The organism is Nonomuraea sp. NPDC052129 (assembly GCF_040680095.1).
Classification (GTDB): Bacteria; Actinomycetota; Actinomycetes; order Streptosporangiales; family Streptosporangiaceae; genus Nonomuraea.
This window is the reverse complement of sequence record NZ_JBFAVX010000039.1, coordinates 108,698-126,651: the sequence shown is the minus strand read 5'-3', so window position 1 is coordinate 126,651 and position 17,954 is coordinate 108,698. Positions and strand designations below refer to the sequence as shown.

The following is a 17,954-nucleotide window of genomic DNA, read 5'->3' as shown; positions in this document are numbered from 1 at the left end:
TGGCGTCGCGGGCCGAGCTCGGTCAACTTGGCCTACGTGAAAGAAGAGATCATCGTCCTCTGACCTGCTGGAAGGGTCCTCCAACCCTAGATAACCGCAGGTCCGGCCCGCCCAGACCGGTCCGATCCACACGCTCTGGCCGGTGGAGGCGATGGTGGTGCCGCCGCTGGGTGGCACGACGATCTCGAACTCCACCGCGCCGGGGAAGGGCCGTCGGCAGCGGGGCTGTGCCGATGACGGCGAAGTCGTCGGTGAGCGGGTCGTCGGGTTCGAGCTCGTCGGTGGGGTGGGCGTCGTCGAAGGCGACCGGACTGTCGGTCGAGGCGGAAGCGGGGCGGAAGCGTTCGCTGGGGGTGGCCATCTGCAGCGCCTGGAAACTGACCGGCATGAAGGTGCCTCCAGGCATCCGAGGGCGCCCCCGACCTCGCACAGCGCGGTGGGGGCGCCCTCGGATAGCAGCAGCGGTCAGGTCAGATGATCGACATGACCGATTACGTGGGGAATTGTGGCAGTCTCACGTCAGTCATGATCGCCTGCCGTGGGGTTTGTCTGCGTGGTGGGAGATCTGGGGGTCAGAACTGCGCATAAGCCCCAAACCCATGCGAGGGACATCAACCCTGGCCAATGGGCTTCTCGCTTTTACAGACGGTTGTTGCGGCGTCGGAAGCCGGTGGGGTGCGTGGTCAGGTGGCGAAGACCTGGGAGTCGTCGGCGAAGGCCTTGAACTCCAGGGCGTTGCCCGCCGGGTCGAGCAGGAACATCGTCCACTGCTCGCCGGCTTGGCCCTCGAAGCGTAGGTACGGCTGGATGACGAAGGCGGTGCCCGCGCTGCGGAGGCGGTCGGCGAGTTCGTGGAAGTCGGCGACGGTCAGGAGGAGTCCGAAGTGCGGCACGGGGACGTCGTGGCCGTCGACCGGGTTGTGGATGCGCTGGGCGCGAGCCGGGGCGAGGTGGGTGACGAACTGGTGGCCGTGCAGGTTCCAGTCGACCCAGGTGTCGGCGCTGCGGCCCTGCTCAAGGCCGAGCACCTGGCCGTAGAAGCGCCGGGCGGCGGCCAGGTCGTCGACGGGCACGGCCAGATGGAAGCGAGGGATCGGGGAATCGGTGAAGGGCATGGCGGGGGATGTCCTTTCTGTGTGCGCGGTAGGTGTCCAGATGGCCGGGAGCTGCCCGTGCTGGCGGTGGGAGATGATCAGGTCGTTGCCGGCGCTGTCGGCGACCTGGCCGAGAGCACCTGACGACGGCGTCGTGACGCTCGCGGGATGATGGCGGGATGATGGCGATGGTGAGTGGGGGGAGCCGTCGGGGTCAGATGGTGGAGTTGTCGATGACGAAGCGGTAGCGCACGTCGCTGTTGAGGACGCGCTGGAAGGCTTCGTTGATCTGGTCGGCGCGCACCACCTCGACGTCGGCGCCGATGCCGTGTTCGGCGCAGAAGTCCAGCATTTCCTGCGTCTCGGGGACGCCGCCGATCAGGGAGCCGGCCAGGGAGCGGCGTCCGGTCAGCAGGGAGAAGACGCCGGTGGAGATGGGCTGGTCGGGCACGCCGAGGTAGACGAGGGTGCCCTCGGTCGTCAGCAGGGACAGGTGCGCATCGACGTCCAGCGGCGCGGAGACCGTGCAGATGATGAGGTCGAAGGTGCCGGCGAGTTCTTCGAAGGTTTTCGGGTCGCTGGTGGCGTAGTAGTGGTCGGCGCCCAGGCGCAGGCCGTCGTCCTTCTTGCGCAGCGACTGTGACAGGACGGTGACGTCGGCGCCGAGCGCGTGGGCGAGTTTGACGGCGACGTGGCCGAGTCCGCCCAGGCCGATGACGGCGACCTTTGTGCCGGGGCCGGCGTTCCAGTGCTTGAGCGGGGAGTATGTGGTGATGCCCGCGCACAGCAGCGGTGCGGCCTGCTGGAGGGAGAGCTCCTCGGGGATGCGGTAGGCGAAGTTCTCGTTGACGACGATGTGGGTGGAGTAGCCGCCCTGGGTGGGCTCGTCGTTGCGGTAGCGGTCGAGGTCGCCGTAGGTCTCGACCGATCCGTCGCCGGTGCAGTACTGCTGTCGGCCGGCTGCGCAGTTGTCGCAGCGGCCGCAGGAGTTGATGATGACGCCGACGCCGACCCGGTCGCCCACCTGGTGGGTGGTGACCTCGGAGCCGGTCTCGGCGACGATGCCGGTGATCTCGTGGCCGGGGACCATGGGGAACAGGCCCTTGCCCCAGTCGCCGTGGACCTGGTGAATATCGCTGTGGCAGATGCCGGTGTAGTGGATTTCGACCTTGATGTCGTGGGCGCCGAGGGCTCGACGCTCGATCGTGGTGCGGGTGAGCGGCTGGCCGGCGGCTGCGGCAGCGTAGGCGGTGACGGTGGAAGTCTGGGTGGAAGTCACGGTCGGGTCCTTTTCGGGTGAGCGGTGTGGGCATGGCTGTGTCTGCGGCCGGGCGGGTTAGCGGACGGCCTGGTGCAGGGCGGCGATGGCGGGGGCGTAGGCCCCTTCGGTGATGGCGGTGGCGGCCTGTTCAACGGTGTGGCCGTCGGCAGCGTCGAAGACGGCGTGCCAGGTGAGGAAGGCGCCGCCGGTGTCGGCGATGGGCCAGACCTGCAGGGTCGAGCGGTAGCCGCGCACGGGCAGGGGGGAGTCGATGATCTCGTAGGTCAGGGCGCGGCGGGCGTCGTCGAGGCCGACGAGGCGTTCGCGGTAGGTGCTGTTGTCGGTGCCGGTCAGGACGCGCACCGCTCCGGGGGCGGCTGCGCTGTCGCCTTCGACGATGTCACTGGTCTTGATGGCGGGGTGCCAGGCGGGCAGGCCGTTGAACTGTCGTATGACGGCCCACAGGTCGGCTGCGGAGCTGGTGAAGACCGAACTCCAGTAGGCCTGTGCCATTGCTGCTCCTGATGGTGTCGGGCCGATTGGGCCGCTGGTGCCCGGCCCGCCGGGCGGGGACAAGGGCGCTGGGATTTACCAGTTCTGGCGGGTGGGTGAGATGATCAGGTCGTTGACGGTCACGTCGGCGGGCTGGTCGAGGGCGTAGACGACGGCGTCGGCGACGCTTTCGGGAATGATGGCGATGGCGTTGAGCTCCTGGGCGGCCTGCCTGCCGGCGGGGTCGGTGACCTTGTCGGCCCAGCCGGTGTCGATGACGCCGGGGCTGATCGTGGACGCCTTGACGCCTTCGCGGACGCCGAGTTCCTTGCGCATGGACTCGGTGATGGCCTGGACGAAGAACTTGGTGGCGCTGTAGACGCCGGCGCCGTCGCCGACCTGATGGCCGGCCACGGAGTCCATGTTGAGGATGTGGCCGGAGGCTTGCTGGAGCATCACGGGCAGGACGGCGTGGATGGCGTTGAGGTAGCCGCGGATGTTCACCTCGATCATCCGGTTCCAGTCCTCCAGCGCGCGGTCCTTCCAGAAGGAGAAGAGCATCAGGCCCGCATTGTTGACCAGGACGTCGATGGTCCCGTACGTGGCCACCGCGAAGTCGGCCAGGGACTGGACGTCCTCGGCGTCGGCGACGTCGGTGACCTTGGCCACGGCGGTGCCGCCGGCCTGGCGGATGTCGGCGACCAGGCGGTCGAGGGCCTCCTGGTCACGGGCGGCGGCGACGATCCTGGCGCCGCGCGCCGCGAGCGCCCGGGCGGCGGCGGCGCCGATGCCGGATGAGGCGCCGGTGATGACGACGACCTTGCCGTCGAGGTGATTCATGGTGTTCTCCCGGTGAGGTGGTTCAGCGTGTTTCCGTAGTGAGATCGGGCGGCAGGGCAGTAAGGCGTGTGGGTGTCAGCGCCTGCGGTGCCGGACAACGTAGGCGTACTGGTCTGGCCAGGTCGGCTCGGCGCCGACGGCGAGCGCGGCATGCTGCGGCCAGTAGGGGTTGCGTAGCAGTTCGCGGCCGAGGAAGATCGCCTCTGCCTGCCCACCAGCGATGATCTCCTCCGCCTGGCGCGGGTCGGTGATCAGTCCGACAGCGGCCGTGGGTATGCCGGCCTGGTTGCGGGCCTGGGTGGAGAACGGCACCTGGTAATTGGGGCCGGCGGGAATCGTGGCGTCGCGGACCATGCCGCCGGTGGACACGTCCAGCAGGTCGACGCCGCGGGCCTGGAGTTCCTTGGCCAGGCGGACGGTGTCATCGCCGGTCCAGCCTTCGCGCTCGTCGGCGGGGTTCTCGCTGAGCCAGTCGGTGGCCGAGGTGCGGAAGAAGACCGGCAGGTGCTCGGGCCACACCTCGCGGACGGCGTCGACGACTTCGAGTGCGAAGCGCAGGCGGTTTTCGAAGCTGCCGCCGTAGGCGTCGGTGCGGTGGTTGGCGGCCGGGGACAGGAAGGAGTTGATCAGATAGCCGTGCGCGCCGTGCACCTCGGCCACCTGGAAGCCCGCGGCAAGGGCGCGCCGGGCGGAGTCGGCGAAATCGCGCACCAGCTGCTGGATCTCCTCGACGGTCAGCTCGTGCGGGACGGGCAGGCCGTCGTAGGCGACCGGGCTGGGCGCTACCGTCTGCCAGCCGCCCGCGGAGGCGGGTACGTATCGGTCGGACAGCCAGGGCTTGTCGACGGAGGCCTTGCGGCCGGCGTGCGCGAGCTGGATGGCCGGGACGGCGCCGTGGGAGCCGATCGCCGCGGTGATGCGGGCGAACGCCTCCTGCTGGCGGTCGTTCCACAGGCCCAGGTCCCAGGGACTGATCCGCCCATCGGGCCGGACGCCGGTGGCCTCGACCATCACAAGGCCCGCGCCGCCGGCGGCCCGGCTCGCCAGATGCGCGAGGTGGAAGTCCGTCGGCACGCCGGTCTCCGCGCCCTCGGGGGCGGCGGAGTACATGCACATCGGGGACATCCAGACCCGGTTGTTTATCTCCAGGGATCGCAGCTTCAAAGGGGTGAACAGGGCGCTCATCGGTGCTGTCTTCTTTCTGGGTGGTGCCGGGTGGTGGTTCAGCGGGCGGCCAGCGCGGTGACGGCGTCCACGATCGGGGTGTCGCCGCCGATGACCTCGACCGTCCGGCCGTCGAGGCGGGGCTCGTCGAGCAGTGCGAGCAGGACGGTGGCGACGTCCGCGCGCGGGATGGGGCCGGTGCCGGTCCGCTCGCCCAAGTCCACCCGGCCCGTGCCCGGCTCGTTGCCGAGCAGCCCGGGGCGGACGATCGTCGCCCGGAACGCGCTCCGTGCGCGGACCGCGTCCTCGGCGCCGGCCTTGGCCCGCAGGTAGGCGCCGAACCCCTCGTCGAAGGTCGTCGGGTCGGCCCGCAGGTGGTCGCCCATGGCGGAGACGAGCAGATAGCGGCCGACTCCGGCGGCCTCAGCGGCGTCCGCGAGCAGGACCGCCGCGTCCCGGTCGACGCTCGCCTTACGGTCCGCCCCGCTGCCCGGTCCGGCTCCGGCGGCGAACACCACGGCGTCGGCCCCGGTCAGGTGCCCGGCGAGCTCCTGTACGGACGCCGTCTCCAGGTCAAGGACGATGGCTTCGGCCCCGGCCTCGGCCAGATCGGCCGCTTGCGCCGGGTTGCGGATGAGGCCGGCGATCGAGTCGCCGCGCTCCGACAGGAGCTTCTCCAGGATCAGCGCGATCTTGCCGTGTCCTCCGGCGATGACGACACGCATGATCAGGCGGGCAGGCGGGTGTCGATGACGAAGCTGACCTCGACGAGCTGGCCGGGGAAGAACAGCGACGCGACCCCGACCCCGGTACTGGTCGGGCGGTGGTCACCGAAGAAGGCCAGGTTCGCCACAGACAGGGCCGCGGCGTGCTCAGGCAGGTTCACGACGTACTCGGTCTGCGACACGACCTGGTTGCGGGTGACCCCATAGTGGGCCAGCACCTTCTCGAAGTTGGCGTACACCTGCTTGAGCTGGGCGTCGAGGTCGTCCGGGTGGGTGAAGGTGCCTTCTTCGTCGTGGGAGAGCTGGCCGGAGACGTAGATGGTCTCGCCGGCCTTGATGGCCTGGGCGAAGCCGAACTCGCGCTCGCCGGAGACGCCGTGGCTGTAGGAGTCGATGGCGGTCATGGTGTGCTCCTTGTGGTGCGGTGATGGATCGGTAGCCGAGCCGCTCAGCGGCTGAGCCGGCTGGTCGTGGTGGCCGCGACCGCGTCGGCCGCGATCTCGCTGTTAGCCCGGCCTGTTTCCGTGGTCAGGCGGGCAGGCGAGTGTCGATGATGAAGTTCACCTCGATGAGCTGACCGGGGAAGAACAGGGACTGCACGCCGATGGTGCTGCTGGTCGGGCGGTGCTCGCCGAAGTAGGCCAGGTTGGCGGCCGCCATGGCGGCCGCGTGCTCGTGCAGGTTCACGATGAACTGGGTCTCGTTGATGACCTGGTTGCGGGTGACGCCGTAGTGGGCCAGGACCTTCTCGAAGTTGGCGTAGACCTGCCGCAGCTGGGCGTCGAAATCGTCGGGGTGGATGAAGGTGCCCTCCTCGTCGTGGGAGAGCTGCCCGGAGACGTAGATCGTTTCGCCGGCCTTGATGGCCTGGGCGAAGCCGAACTCGCGCTCGCCGGAGACGCCGTGGCTGTAGGAATCGATGGTGGGCATGATGTTTCTCCTCGTGCTGTAGAGGTTGGTGGGTTCAGCAGACCCGAGGGCCGGTTGCGGGTAGGAGCCGGGCGACCGCGTCGGCCACGGGCGTCTCACCGGTAGTGAGTTCGACGATGACGCGGCTGAGGGCTGGCTGGTGCAGGGCGGCGTCGATGAAGGCGGCCACGTCCTCGCGGGGCACGTCGCCATACTCGATGGCCGGTCCGGCGGTGACCCGGCCGGTTCCCGGCTGGTCGAGCAGGGAACCGGGGCGGACGATGAGCCAGTCGAGATCGGTGTGCGTGAGGTAGACGTCGGCGCTCTTCTTGACCTTGATGTAGTGCTCGAAGCCCTCGTTCGGTTCCTGGCCGCGCAGCGCGTCCGGGAAAACCGACACCAGCACGAACCGTGATACCCCGGCGCGGGCTGCCGCGTCGGCGGCCTTCTCCAGGCCGGCGCCGTCGATCGCGGTGGTGAGCTCGATGCCGGTGCCGTGGGCGCCGGCCGAGAAGACCACGGCGTCGTGCCCGGCCATCTTGGCTGCCAGCAGCTGCACCGAGTCGTCGATGAGGTCCCCGGCCAGCGGGGTCGCGCCGCAGGCGCGCACCGTGTCGGCCTGGGCGGGGTTGCGCAGCATCCCCGTCACCGCATCGCCGTGGTCGGTGAGCAAGCGTGCGAGCCTGCGCCCCACCCCTCCGGCGGCTCCGATCTGGAACACCTTCATGTCGATCGCCTCTCTGGGCCGAGCAGTCGATTGTCCGAATGTTTACATTAGGACGATAGCGGGCAGATGTTAACATTGAAACATTGAGGAGGTAAAGCCATGAATGATCACGGCGTTGTGGCCCCTGCACGCCGCCGGGGGCTGGCCGACGAGGTCGCGGACCGCATCCGGGAGGCCATCTTCAGCGGGGCCTACGCCCCCGGCGCACAACTGCGGGAGGTGGAGCTGTCCGGCGCGCTGGACGTCAGCCGCGGCCCGGTGCGTGAGGCGCTGCGATCGCTGGAATACGAAGGCTTGGTGCGCACCGAATGGCACCGCGGCACCACGGTGACCACCCTGTCGCCCGAAGATGTCACCGAGATCGACAGCCTGCGCGGCGCGCTGGAAGATCTCGCCGTCCGGCAGGTCATCGCGCACGCCTCCGAGGAGGACCTCGCCTCCATCGACAAGACGGCCGGCCTGATGGACCGCGCCGCGGACGAGCACGAGATGGTGCGGCTGGACATCGCCTTCCACGACGCCGTCTTCGCTGCGGCCCGGCACCAGCGCCTTGCCGAGGCCTGGCAGGCCGTCCGCTGCCAGGTCCACCTGTTCCTGCTGACCCGGATCAACCTCAGCACCCAGGGATACCTCGAGTGCATCCCGCGCGAGCACCGCGAGCTGGTCACCGCCCTGCGCTCGCGCGACACCACGACCGCGCTGGAGTTGTTCGCCGCCCACCGTCGCCACGCCGTCGACGTCCTCGCCGGACCCACCCGCGCCAGCTGACGCCGTCCAGCCGGGTTGACCGGTGGGCAGGATGGTGACCTGTTGCAGGTTCACCTGCGGCGGCAGGCTCGCGGCTCGAAGATGTACGAGGCGAGCCTTGGAAGGCCACTCATCTCGAACTGCATCCAAGGTCATTCATGCCGGTCGGGGCTCCCGCGAGCAATCCATCCGGGCCAGCTTGTGTACACAATGCGGATCATGAAAAAGATCGGGATCCGGAACGCCCGCGCCCGCCTGGCTGAACTCATCGAAGCGGCCGGCGGCGGCGCTGACGGGCGAGGGTGACCGCGTCATGCCCAATGTCGTCGCGCTCCGGCCCGCCGGCGACGTCGGCGCTGCCCGCTCGTGAGGCCGTGGCGGCGGCGCACCGTCACCTCGACCGGTGCAAGCTGTCGGCCAACACGGTAAAGGCCTATCGGCGGCAGATCGCCGCCTACGTCGCGTGGCTGGCCGAGCACGCCGCCGAGCGTGACGACGCCTTCGCCGACCTGGTGGGCGCCGAAGCCGCGGTCACCGCCTGGCGCCGGAGCCGGATCGACGACCGGGCCGCGCCCAACACCATCAACCAGGGGATCGCCGCGCTCACCCTCATGTACGCCCAGGTGGGGCTGCGCATCGACGTCAAACGTGCCACCGTGCCCAAACCGGGCGAGCCCGATGCCCTCACCACCGCCGAGCAGGGTGCCGTCGAACGAGCCGCCGCCCGCCGCGGTGCCCGCGACGCGGCGATCATCGCGGTCCTGCTGTTTGCCGGAGCCCGCGAGGAGGAGTGCGCACGGCTGGAGGCCGACGACATCGCGATCACCGCCCGCACCGGCACCATCCGCCTGCACGGCAAGGGCGATCAAGTCCGCACAGTCCCGATCCCACCGACCGCACGGGCCCGCATTACTGCATGGCTCGACATCCGTGGCCGCCAGCCCGGCCCGCTGTGGACCGGCCAGCGCGGAGAACTGACCATCTCTGGGATCCGGGGGCGAGGAGCCGGCGGACAGCCGTTGGCGCTGAGAACGATCAAGACGCACTCACGGGTGAAACATCCTCACTTGTAACGCGTCGATCACTATGAGTTGATCCCCGCCGATATGGTCCTACCGTGCGGGCTATGCCTGCGGAATTTCTGTCTGCCGAGCACAGGGCTGCCTACGTCTCGTTCATCGAGGTGCCGTCGCTGTCAGACCTGGAGAAGTTCTTCTTCCTGGACAGCTTCGACCGGAATGTGATCGCGCAGTCGAGAGCCGATTCTCACCGGCTGGGCGTCGCCGTCCAGATCGGGACCGTCCGGTACAAGGGGCTGTTCCTGGAGGATCCGCTCGCGGTGCCCTGGCCGGTGGTGGACTACCTGGCCGAGCAGCTGGGAATCGGTGACGCGTCGCAGGTCAAGAAGTACGCCGAGCGGCCCAAGACGACGTACGAGCACGCGTGGATGATCCGGGACGCCTACGGTTACCACACCTTCGATGACACCAACAGCTGGAGCGAAGCGGCAGCTGACGCGCCAGTTCCGGACTTTCCTGCACGGCAGGGCGTGGACGCACGCCGAGGGGCCGGTGGCGTTGTTCGAGCAGTCGGTGGCGTGGCTGCGGCGGCATCGGGTGTTGCTGCCCGGGGTGACCGTGCTGGAGCGGCTGGTTGGCAGCGTGCGGGAACGGGCCGATGTCCGCATGTACACGGTGGTGACCAAGCAGGTCCGCCGTGCCGATCCGCACCTGCCGGCCGCGTTGTCGGATCTGCTGGTAGTGCCCGAGGGATCGCGCATCTCGGAGCTGGAGAAGCTGCGGCAGGCGCCCAAGCGCACGTCAGGGACGGAGATGGTGCGGGCGCTGCAGCGGGTGGACAACCTGGCCGCCTTCGGGTTGAGCCGGGTCGCGGTGTCGAAGGTTCCGGTGCGGCGGATGAAGACCCTGGCCAAGTACGGGGCGGGCAGCAAGGCGCCGGCGCTGGACCGGCTGGTCGAGCCGCGCCGGACGGCGACGCTGCTGGCGGTCACGCGGAGTCTAGAGGCCGAGGCGATCGACGACGCTTTGGATCTGTTCGCGCTGTTGATGGCGACCCGGTTGATCAGCCCGGCCCGCCGCAAGTCCGCCGACGAACGGCTGCGGATGCTGCCCCGGCTGGAGCGGGCCTCCAAGCTGGTGGCCAAGGCCGGCCGCGTGCTGGTCGACCAGCTCGACTTGGTCGACCAGGAGGGTGCCGACCTCGATGTGGCGGCGATGTGGGCCGCGGTGGCCGAGATCGCCGACGTGAGCAAGGAGCAGGTCCGTGCGGCGCTGCAGGTGGTGGAGGAGCTGGTCCCTGAGGAGGACGGCGCGGCCGAGGCGGCGATGCGGGCCGCGCTGGTGGAGAAGTACCACACGGTGCGCCCGTTCCTGCGGCTGCTGGGCGAGTCGAAGGCACTGTCGGCGGCGCCAGGCGGGCGGCGCGTGCTGGCCGCGGTGCGCCGCTTGCCGGAGCTGTCGCGTCGGCAGGTGAGCAAGAAGCCGCTGTTGCCCAGGGAGATCGACGCCGCGCTGGTGACCGCGTCGTGGAAGCGGGCGGTGTATGCCAACCCGGACCTGCCGCAGGGCGCGGTCGATCGTGACGCGTACGTGGTGTGCGTGCTGGAGCACCTGCTACGGGCCCTGACGATCAGGGACGTGTTCGCCACGCCGTCGCTGCGCTGGGCCGACCCGCGCGCGCACCTGCTGGCCGGGGCGCGGTGGGAGTCGATCGCCGAGGATGTGCTGGCATCCTTGTCGCTCACCGACCCGGTCCAGGAGCACCTGAACGGCAAAGTCCTGGCCCTGGACGCGGCCTGGAAGCAGATGGACGCCCGGCTGGAGGAGGCGGGCGAGGACGCGCTGGTCTCGGTGGTAACCCCGGCCGGGGGCGGGCGGGCCCGGCTGTCGGTGGAGAAACTCGGCGCGCTCGGCGAGAGCGAGTCCCTGGCGTGGCTGAGGGCCGCCTGCCAGGCCATGCTGCCCCGCATCGACCTGCCAGAACTGCTGCTGGAGGTGCACGCCTGGACCGGGTTTCTGGACGCCTACGTGCACCTGGCCGACATCTCCACCCGCATGAACCACCTGCCGACATCGCTGGTGGCGCTGCTGATCAGCGAGGCCTGCAACGTCGGACTGACCCCTGTGATCAAGGCGGGGGAAGAGGCGCTGACCCGTGGCCGGCTGTCCCACGTGGATCAGAACTACGTGTGCGCCGAGACGCACGCCGCGGCCAACGCGATCCTGATCGCACACCAGGGCAAGGTGCCGATCGTCGCCTCGTGGGGCGGCGGCTTGCTGGCCTCGGTAGACGGGCTGCGGTTCGTCGTCCCGGTCAAGACGATCAACGCCGGACCTTCACCCAAGTACTACGGCTACAAGCGCGGTATCACCTGGCTCAACGCAGTAAATGATCAGGTGGCGGGGATCGGGCAGATGGTGGTGCCGGGCACTCCCCGCGATTCGCTCTACATCCTGGACTGCCTGATCAACCTGGACGCCGGGCCGAAACCCGAGCTGGTCACGACGGACCAGGCCAGCGACAGCGACATGGTGTTCGGGATCTTCTCCATGCTCGGCTACCGGTTCGCGCCCCGCTTCGCCGACCTGGGCGACCAGCGGTTCTGGCGCGCCGAGCTGCCCGACGGCACCACCAGCGCATACGGGGTGCTGGAGGCGATCGCCCGGAACAAGCTGAACACCAAGAAGGTGATCACCCAGTGGCCGGACATGCTCCGCGTCGCCGGATCGCTGGTGACCAACCAGGTGCGCGCCTACGATCTGCTGCGCATGTTCGCCCGCCAGGGTTCTCCGACGCCGCTGGGGCAGGCGTTCGCCGAGTACGGCCGTATCGACAAGACGATGCACCTGCTGAGCATGCTGGACCCGATGGATTCCAGCTACCGTCGGAGCCTGGGTAAGCAGTTGTCGGTCCAGGAGTCCCGGCACCGCCTGGCCCGCAAGATCTGCCACGGCAACTCGGGCCGGATCCGACAGGCATATCGGGAAGGCCAGGAGGATCAACTCGCGGCTCTTGGACTTGTCGTCAATGCCGTCGTGTTGTGGAACTCACGGTATCTGTCGGCGATCGTGGACCAGTTGCGCGCCCAGGGTGTGCCGGTCAAGGACGAGGACGTGGCACGGTTGTCCCCGCTGGGCCACGCCCACCTCAACTGCCTGGGCCGCTACGCGATTGCTTCCTCGGCCCCGGACAAGGGCCTGCGGCCGCTCGGCGCGGCGGCGCTGCCCGAGGTCAGTGCCGCCAGTGCCGCTGTCGTGGACGATGACGGTGTCTGAACCGCTGACCGATGACCGTCTGAATGACGGCTCAGCTCATGGGCTGGAGCTCTTTCACTTGCGTGTGTCCCAAAAGCGGCAGTGGTGTTCGGTGGAGCCGTCGCCATTGCTTCGGGCCGAGGAAAGGGAGCGGACGCGGTTCGCGCTCTTGCTGGTCAGGGGCTTCCATCGGGGCAGGCTCGGGTCGTTGGGATTGCCGGTGGCGGCGAAGCGGGTCCAGTAGGCGATCATCTGGTCGGCCAGCCGGCGTTGGCTTGTCGAGAGGGGCTGGGCGGTGGCGGCGCCGGGGCCGTCGAAGAGGTAGGGCAGTTCTCCGCCGTGGTAGGCGCCCAGAGGGAAGGCGGCGGGGATGGGAAACCCGGATGGTCTGGGAGCGGGATCGTCGGCGAATTCGTATTGGTAGACGGGGGTCTTGCGGGCGAGCAGGCGGTTGCCCGCCTGGGTGGGGCAGGTCCAGCCGCGGTCGGTGGCGATGGCGGCCCATGCCAGGGAGGGGGAGCCATGTGCGCTGAGGGGATACCTGGCCGCGACCCGCCGGGCGTCGGTGCCGAAGGCGGTGCGCAGGAACTGCTGATAGGTCTGCCGGGTCAGAGGCTGGCCGGGACCGTCGAAGTACATGGCCACGAAGTATCGGGCCTCGTGCGCGGTGGTGCCGGCCATGAGCGGCACCGGGTGGAGGCGTCCCTCGGCCACCGCCCGGCGCGGGTCGAGCGGCAGCGTGTCGCTTCCGTACGAGGGCGCCCAGGTGGCGGGCATCTTCTGCTGCGCGGCGAGCAGGGCCGGGACCGGGGCCTGGCGCAGGCAGGCCATCGTCTGGGCGGCGTCGGTGCATCCGATCTGTTCGGCGCCGGCTGCGGCGATCTGTTCGCCGGACTGCCGTGATGGCCACACGGTGTCGCCGCCGGCGGGGTCGATGCCCATCTGGCGCATCGAGCATGTGCCGCTTTGGATGATCGCCTTGTCGAACAGCCCCGCCGCCGTGGGGGATGTCAGCTGGGCGCAGGTGCTGAACGCGCCCGCGGACTCGCCGAACAGGGTGATGTTGCGCGGGTCGCCGCCGAAGGCCGCCGCGTTGTGCCGTATCCAGCGCAGCGCGGCCTGCTGGTCGAGCAGGCCGAATGCGCCCGAGCCGGGCAGGGCGGGGTGGCCGAGGAAGCCGAAGATGCCCAGCCGGTAGTTGACGGTTACGACGACCACGCCCGCCTTCGCCAGCCGCTGGGTGTCGTAGTCGCCGCCGGCGCCCTGGGTGAAGCCGCCGCCGTGCAGCCAGACCATCACAGGCAGCCGTTGTCCGGCGGGCACGGTCCGGGGGGCGGTGACGTTCAGGTACAGGCAGTCCTCGGTGGTGCTGGCCGGGTTGGAGTCGGCGGGATTGGCGTTCTGCGGGCAGCGCGGGGCCGTGCGGGTGCCGTCCTTGACGCCTTTCCACGCTTGGACGGGCTGGGGCGGCTGCCAGCGCAGCGTTCCGGTCGGTGGCGCGGCATAGGGGATGGCGTTGAACCGCTGCACGTCCCGGCCGATGTGAGCGCCGGTGACGGCGCCGGACGAGGTGTGCGCGACAGACTGGCGCGAGCTCGATGCGGGGCCGGTGGCGCTCGCGCAGGCCGCGACGACGGACAGACCGGCCACCGCCGTGACCAGCCGCACGCGCGCCGTCCTGCGCGCCGTTCCTCGGGGTCTCATCGGCGCACCGCCCGATACGTCGCGATGAGCAGGAACGCGGCTCCGAGGGTGCCCAGGGCGAGATCGGCCCAGCCGGGGACGCCGACGGCGCGCAGGATGCCGGCGATTCCGAAGCTGGTGTCCCACTGCGCCTCGGTGATCGCCGAGCCGAACCCCTGCACGGTGAACAGAGCTCCGGCCAGCCACAGCGCCTTATCGGCTGTGCGGTTGCGTGTTTGCGAACGACTCATGGCGTCCTCCCTTGTTCCGATGCGTACGCATCAAATAAACCGGAAAAGTTGATACGATGCAACCGCATCGAAATGCTGTCGGAAGGAACCCCATGCCCAAGCAGGTCGACTACGAGACGCGACGCCGCCACATCGCCGAAGCGGTCTGCGACCTGATCGACCGGCACGGCCCCGAAGGCGCGACCCTCCGGGACGTGGCGCAGCAGGCTGGGGTGTCCATGGGAGCAGTGCAGCGATGCTTCGCCACCAAGGACGAGATGCTCGCCTTCGCACTGCACCACATCACCGAACGCATCACCGCGCAGGGCCAGGAGGAGATCGACGCCTCCGCCGCCAAGGAGTCGGCGGTGACCCTGCTCACCGCCACCCTGCGTACGCTCACCCTGATCGAGCCGCACCAGCGACGCGACGCCAGGATCCTGGCGGCCTTCACCGCCCACGCCACGGCCATCCCGTCCCTGGCGGAAATCCTGCGCCAGGCCCACGCCAAAACGCGCGACCTGCTGGTCTGGCTGATCCGCTATGGCCAGCGAACCGGCGAGTTCCGCGACGACCTCGACGCCGACCTGGAGGCCGAGACCCTCCTGCCACTCGTCGAAGGGCTGACCTCACTCGCCCTGCTCGGACACCGCCCCACCGTGCCCGCCCACGACACGCTGACTCGTCGTATCGACGGCCTGCTCATGCAGCCATCCCGGCCAAGCCGACCGGCCTCATCGACCGCAATCACCTGAGGGTGCCTTGCGAGCGCGGCACCAGCGCTGCGTCCGTCACACCACGTACGCCAAGACGCCTTCCAGAGGCGCCAGACGTTCACCGTCACGCTTGGCGTGTGATGTTCTTCACCGCCGGCGTCCGCAGCGACCCTCAGCCGGTTGCTCTATGCGAGCGGGCCTTGCGGTGCGAATCAGCAGGATGGAGACCAATGATTGCGGGATAACCTTTGTTATCTGGCAAGATAGCGATCACAGACCAGGCGCGAGCTGGGCGGAGCGCTTCCGGCACTCAGGCTTCGTTTCCCGGTTATCTGGCAACTACACAGGCGATGGAGGACGACGGCGTGAACGAGGTGATCGCCGAGCAGCTCGGCCGCGGCCATCCACTCGCCACGCACCTGGACGACTTCCTCACCGACAAGCGCAACGCCGGCGCCTCCGGCCAGACGATCCGCGCCTACCGCGGCGACCTCCTGCAGTTCACCGCCTACTGCGACGGCGAGCTCGGCGAGCTGAGCGCCGCGCCCATCCGGGCCTTCCTCGCCGACCTCGGCCAGTTGTCGGCCGCCACCCGCAAGCGCAAGCGGGCCGCGATCGCCTCCTTCTGCCGCTGGGCCGTCAGGCACGACCTGCTCGACGCCAACCCCATGGACCGCATCGACACCATCAAGGTGCCCAAGACGCTGCCCCGCCCGGCCGCGGCCGCCGACGTCGCCAAGGTCCTGGCCGCGATCTGCTCGCGGCGGCCGCGCAAGGACCTGCCACTGGACCGGCTGCGCGACCGGGCGCTGTTCGAGACCGCCTACGTCTGCGGCGCCCGCGCCGCCGAAGTGTGCGGCCTGTACGTCGAAGACCTCGACCTGCGTATGGACGACGAACACGTCCGCATCCACGGCAAAGGCGGCAGCGTGCGCACCGTCCTGTTGGACGACCGCGGCTACGTCGCCCTGCTCAAGCTCTACCTAGCCCGCGCCGACTACACCGCCGGGCCGCTGTTTCGCGCCTCCATCAACGGCTACGGCGGGCCCCTGTCCTACGACGCCGCCCACCACCGCTGGCAGGGCTACTGCACCGCCGCACGCGTCGAGATCGACATCCACCAGCTGCGCCACGCCCACGCCACCGAACTCATCAACGCCGGGGTGTCCATCGAGGCCGTCCGCCGCCGCCTCGGCCACGCCTCCACCGAAACCACCCAGCTGTACGCGTTGCTCGACGATAAGGTCGCCGACGCCGAGATCCGCGCCGCCCGCCGACGCCGCGACCGGGCAACGCGCTGAAGAACCTTCACGACCAAGAGCGACCTCACTCGCTGCGACCAAGATCCTTCTCAGCGCCAACGGCTGTCCGCCGGTTCCTCACCCCCGGGATCGTCCAGGTCGTACTGGCCGTCGGCGCCGACGCCAAGCTCCCCGGCCTGCGCCCCCATCGGCTCCGCCACGCCTACGCCACCCGGCTCCGCGAAGGCGGTGCCGACGTCGCTCAGGTCCAGGCCCTCCTCGGCCACGCCTCCCTCGACACCTCGGCTCGGTATTTCCGCGCTGGCACGGCCGAGCAAGTCGCCGTCGTCGACCGCGTCTTCGACTAGCGCTTCACGTGTTTCGATGGATCTCGCCGACGCGATGGACATTGACCTCGCCCACGACCCAGGAAGGGGCGGGGGAGTCTGCATAGCCGTCATTTCCTTTGCTCTCTTCAGCGGAGATGGGCGTCCGGGCGGCGGGCTGCCTCGCGCCGGGTTGCCGCTGTCGGCCGACCGCCACGCCGCAGTCGCCGACCACACCTCGCATTCGCTCCAGCAAGCCCTCGACACGACCTGCACGGCCAGCCGGCGAGGTCAACCGGCGAGCACGGTGTCGAGCCAGTCGAAGGTGCGCTGGTGGAACAGGAACATCGCACCCTCGTGGCAGTGCTCGCCTGCGCCTTCGTCCTCACGGAAGGTGATCAGCTCCTTCTGGCAGGTCAGCTCGTCGAACAGCCGCTGCGGCTGCCCCTTGAAGAACTGGTCGTTCTCGGCTTCGAGCACGAGCGTCGGGCAGGTGATGCGGTCGGCGATATCCGCCATCGTGTACGCCTCGGTCGCCTTGACCAGCTCGTCGATGTCGGACACGCCGAAGGTCCACCGGCCGTTGCGCACCACCCATCGCACCATGGTGTTCTGCGCCATCAACGCCTCCATGCCGCCTGGCATCGAAGCGGCACGGCCGGCGGTTGCGGCGGTGACCGCGTGGAAGTCGTAGACGCCGTCGTACAGCACGCAGGCGGCGACGCGGTGCTCGAAGGCGGCCGCCCTCGCGGCGAGGTAGCCGCCAAGACTCATGCCGATCAGCACGAGTGGCTCGGCGTCCACCTCGGGCACGGTGAGCGCGAAGTCGACGACCGGGGTGACCACGGCCTCCCAGTCCGGCCGGAAGTGCAGGCCCTGCTCGCGGACGGTGCTGCCCTGGCCGGGGCCGTCGAACGCGATGACGTTGTAGCCGCGCCGCAGCGCGCCTGCGGCCAGCGCAAAGTAGTCCTCCTCGAGGGTGGAGTCGTACCCGCCGTGGAAGAGCACGGTCGGGCGCGGGGTGCCCGAATCGTCGGCGAGGAACAGGTAGCCGGGCAGGGTGGTGTTCTCGTACGGGATGCGCAGGGCGCGGGCCGGAGTGTCGAGCAGGGCGGCCGCGTCGGCGAACGTCTGCTGGGAGGCTTTGGCGAGCCGCGCCGACTCGGCGTCAGCGGCGGGATTCTCGCGGCGGTAGAAGTCGGCGGTCCGGTAGTAGTTGGACGCGCGCAGCAGCGCCTCCCGGGCGCTGACTCGGTGATCGGAGGCCAGCGCGTCCCGGCCGATGCGCTCGATGCGCGCCGCCGTCGCGGCCCAGTGGGCCGACCAGGCCTCCTCGTCTCCCTCTGGGATCTGCCGACAGGTGACCAGGACCTCTCCGAGGTCGGCGCCGGCATAGGCAGCGTAGCCCGCGGCACGCAGTGCCTCGAAGGAGAAGGACTCGTCGTCGTAGAGGAATTTCATCGTCGGGCTCCTCCCACTATTGGAACACAACAGTGGCGTTCCGTTACCTCAGCTGCCGGACGCG

Annotated in this window: 18 protein-coding genes and 1 pseudogene; 6 read left to right on the top strand and 13 right to left on the bottom strand. The window is 69.4% G+C overall.

Annotation, left to right across the window (positions count from 1 at the left end):
• Positions 1–49 precede the first annotated feature (49 nt).
• The 10 genes from AB0L53_RS50340 to AB0L53_RS50295 all read right to left on the bottom strand — a co-directional run bounded on the left by AB0L53_RS50340 (position 50) and on the right by AB0L53_RS50295 (position 7,212).
• Positions 50–388, bottom strand: a complete 339-nt coding sequence (locus tag AB0L53_RS50340; protein ID WP_364011263.1) for a hypothetical protein — start codon at positions 386–388, stop codon at positions 50–52.
• A gap of 295 nt (positions 389–683) precedes the next feature.
• Positions 684–1,115, bottom strand: coding sequence for a VOC family protein (locus tag AB0L53_RS50335; protein WP_364011260.1), 432 nt, complete (start codon positions 1,113–1,115; stop codon positions 684–686).
• 193 nt (positions 1,116–1,308) lie between these two features.
• Positions 1,309–2,373 carry an NAD(P)-dependent alcohol dehydrogenase gene (locus AB0L53_RS50330; protein ID WP_364011257.1) on the bottom strand — a complete coding sequence of 355 codons (1,065 nt, stop codon included), beginning with the start codon at positions 2,371–2,373 and terminating at the stop codon, positions 1,309–1,311.
• Positions 2,374–2,430: 57 nt separating this feature from the next.
• Entirely contained in the window at positions 2,431–2,868 is a 438-nt protein-coding gene (locus tag AB0L53_RS50325; protein ID WP_364011255.1) for an SRPBCC family protein, read from the bottom strand.
• 75 nt (positions 2,869–2,943) lie between these two features.
• Positions 2,944–3,687 (bottom strand): SDR family oxidoreductase, encoded by a 744-nt coding sequence (locus tag AB0L53_RS50320; protein WP_364011252.1) that lies wholly within the window; start codon positions 3,685–3,687, stop codon positions 2,944–2,946.
• Between the two features lie 75 nt (positions 3,688–3,762).
• Positions 3,763–4,872: an NADH:flavin oxidoreductase/NADH oxidase gene (locus AB0L53_RS50315; RefSeq protein WP_364011249.1), complete on the bottom strand. Its 1,110-nt coding sequence runs from the start codon at positions 4,870–4,872 to the stop codon at positions 3,763–3,765.
• 38 nt (positions 4,873–4,910) lie between these two features.
• Positions 4,911–5,576, bottom strand: coding sequence for an NAD(P)H-binding protein (locus AB0L53_RS50310; RefSeq protein WP_364011246.1), 666 nt, complete (start codon positions 5,574–5,576; stop codon positions 4,911–4,913).
• A gap of 2 nt (positions 5,577–5,578) precedes the next feature.
• Positions 5,579–5,980, bottom strand: coding sequence for a RidA family protein (locus AB0L53_RS50305; protein WP_364011243.1), 402 nt, complete (start codon positions 5,978–5,980; stop codon positions 5,579–5,581).
• A 124-nt stretch (positions 5,981–6,104) separates the two neighbouring features.
• Positions 6,105–6,506 (bottom strand): RidA family protein, encoded by a 402-nt coding sequence (locus tag AB0L53_RS50300; protein ID WP_364011240.1) that lies wholly within the window; start codon positions 6,504–6,506, stop codon positions 6,105–6,107.
• 34 nt (positions 6,507–6,540) lie between these two features.
• Positions 6,541–7,212, bottom strand: coding sequence for an NAD(P)H-binding protein (locus tag AB0L53_RS50295; RefSeq protein WP_364011237.1), 672 nt, complete (start codon positions 7,210–7,212; stop codon positions 6,541–6,543).
• 99 nt (positions 7,213–7,311) lie between these two features.
• On the opposite strand from AB0L53_RS50295, the gene AB0L53_RS50290 reads away from it, so the two are divergent.
• The 3 genes and pseudogenes from AB0L53_RS50290 to AB0L53_RS50280 all read left to right on the top strand — a co-directional run bounded on the left by AB0L53_RS50290 (position 7,312) and on the right by AB0L53_RS50280 (position 12,254).
• Positions 7,312–7,980 carry a GntR family transcriptional regulator gene (locus AB0L53_RS50290; protein ID WP_364011234.1) on the top strand — a complete coding sequence of 223 codons (669 nt, stop codon included), beginning with the start codon at positions 7,312–7,314 and terminating at the stop codon, positions 7,978–7,980.
• 299 nt (positions 7,981–8,279) lie between these two features.
• Positions 8,280–9,032 (top strand): tyrosine-type recombinase/integrase, encoded by a 753-nt coding sequence (locus AB0L53_RS50285; RefSeq protein WP_364011231.1) that lies wholly within the window; start codon positions 8,280–8,282, stop codon positions 9,030–9,032.
• Between the two features lie 53 nt (positions 9,033–9,085).
• A pseudogene (locus AB0L53_RS50280) lies at positions 9,086–12,254 on the top strand (Tn3 family transposase).
• 54 nt (positions 12,255–12,308) lie between these two features.
• Here AB0L53_RS50280 and AB0L53_RS50275 read toward each other — a convergent pair.
• Together AB0L53_RS50275 and AB0L53_RS50270 are read right to left on the bottom strand one after the other, a co-directional pair.
• Positions 12,309–13,937, bottom strand: a complete 1,629-nt coding sequence (locus AB0L53_RS50275; protein ID WP_364011229.1) for a carboxylesterase family protein — start codon at positions 13,935–13,937, stop codon at positions 12,309–12,311.
• Positions 13,934–14,167 (bottom strand): hypothetical protein, encoded by a 234-nt coding sequence (locus AB0L53_RS50270; protein ID WP_225302423.1) that lies wholly within the window; start codon positions 14,165–14,167, stop codon positions 13,934–13,936. The genes AB0L53_RS50275 and AB0L53_RS50270 overlap by 4 nt, the downstream gene beginning before the upstream one ends.
• 92 nt (positions 14,168–14,259) lie before the next feature.
• Here AB0L53_RS50270 and AB0L53_RS50265 point away from each other — a divergent pair, with 92 nt between their 5' ends.
• The 3 genes from AB0L53_RS50265 (at position 14,260) to AB0L53_RS50255 (ending at position 16,471) form a co-directional block, all read left to right on the top strand.
• Entirely contained in the window at positions 14,260–14,901 is a 642-nt protein-coding gene (locus AB0L53_RS50265; RefSeq protein WP_357955414.1) for a TetR/AcrR family transcriptional regulator, read from the top strand.
• A 326-nt stretch (positions 14,902–15,227) separates the two neighbouring features.
• Entirely contained in the window at positions 15,228–16,163 is a 936-nt protein-coding gene (locus AB0L53_RS50260) for a tyrosine-type recombinase/integrase (protein WP_358342091.1), read from the top strand.
• A complete protein-coding gene (locus tag AB0L53_RS50255) occupies positions 16,160–16,471 on the top strand; it encodes a site-specific integrase (RefSeq protein ID WP_364011278.1) in 312 nt (103 codons plus the stop codon). Before AB0L53_RS50260 ends, AB0L53_RS50255 begins: the two co-directional genes overlap by 4 nt.
• A gap of 249 nt (positions 16,472–16,720) precedes the next feature.
• Here AB0L53_RS50255 and AB0L53_RS50250 read toward each other — a convergent pair whose 3' ends face one another.
• Positions 16,721–17,890, bottom strand: a complete 1,170-nt coding sequence (locus AB0L53_RS50250; protein WP_364011224.1) for an alpha/beta fold hydrolase — start codon at positions 17,888–17,890, stop codon at positions 16,721–16,723.
• Positions 17,891–17,954: the final 64 nt, after the last annotated feature.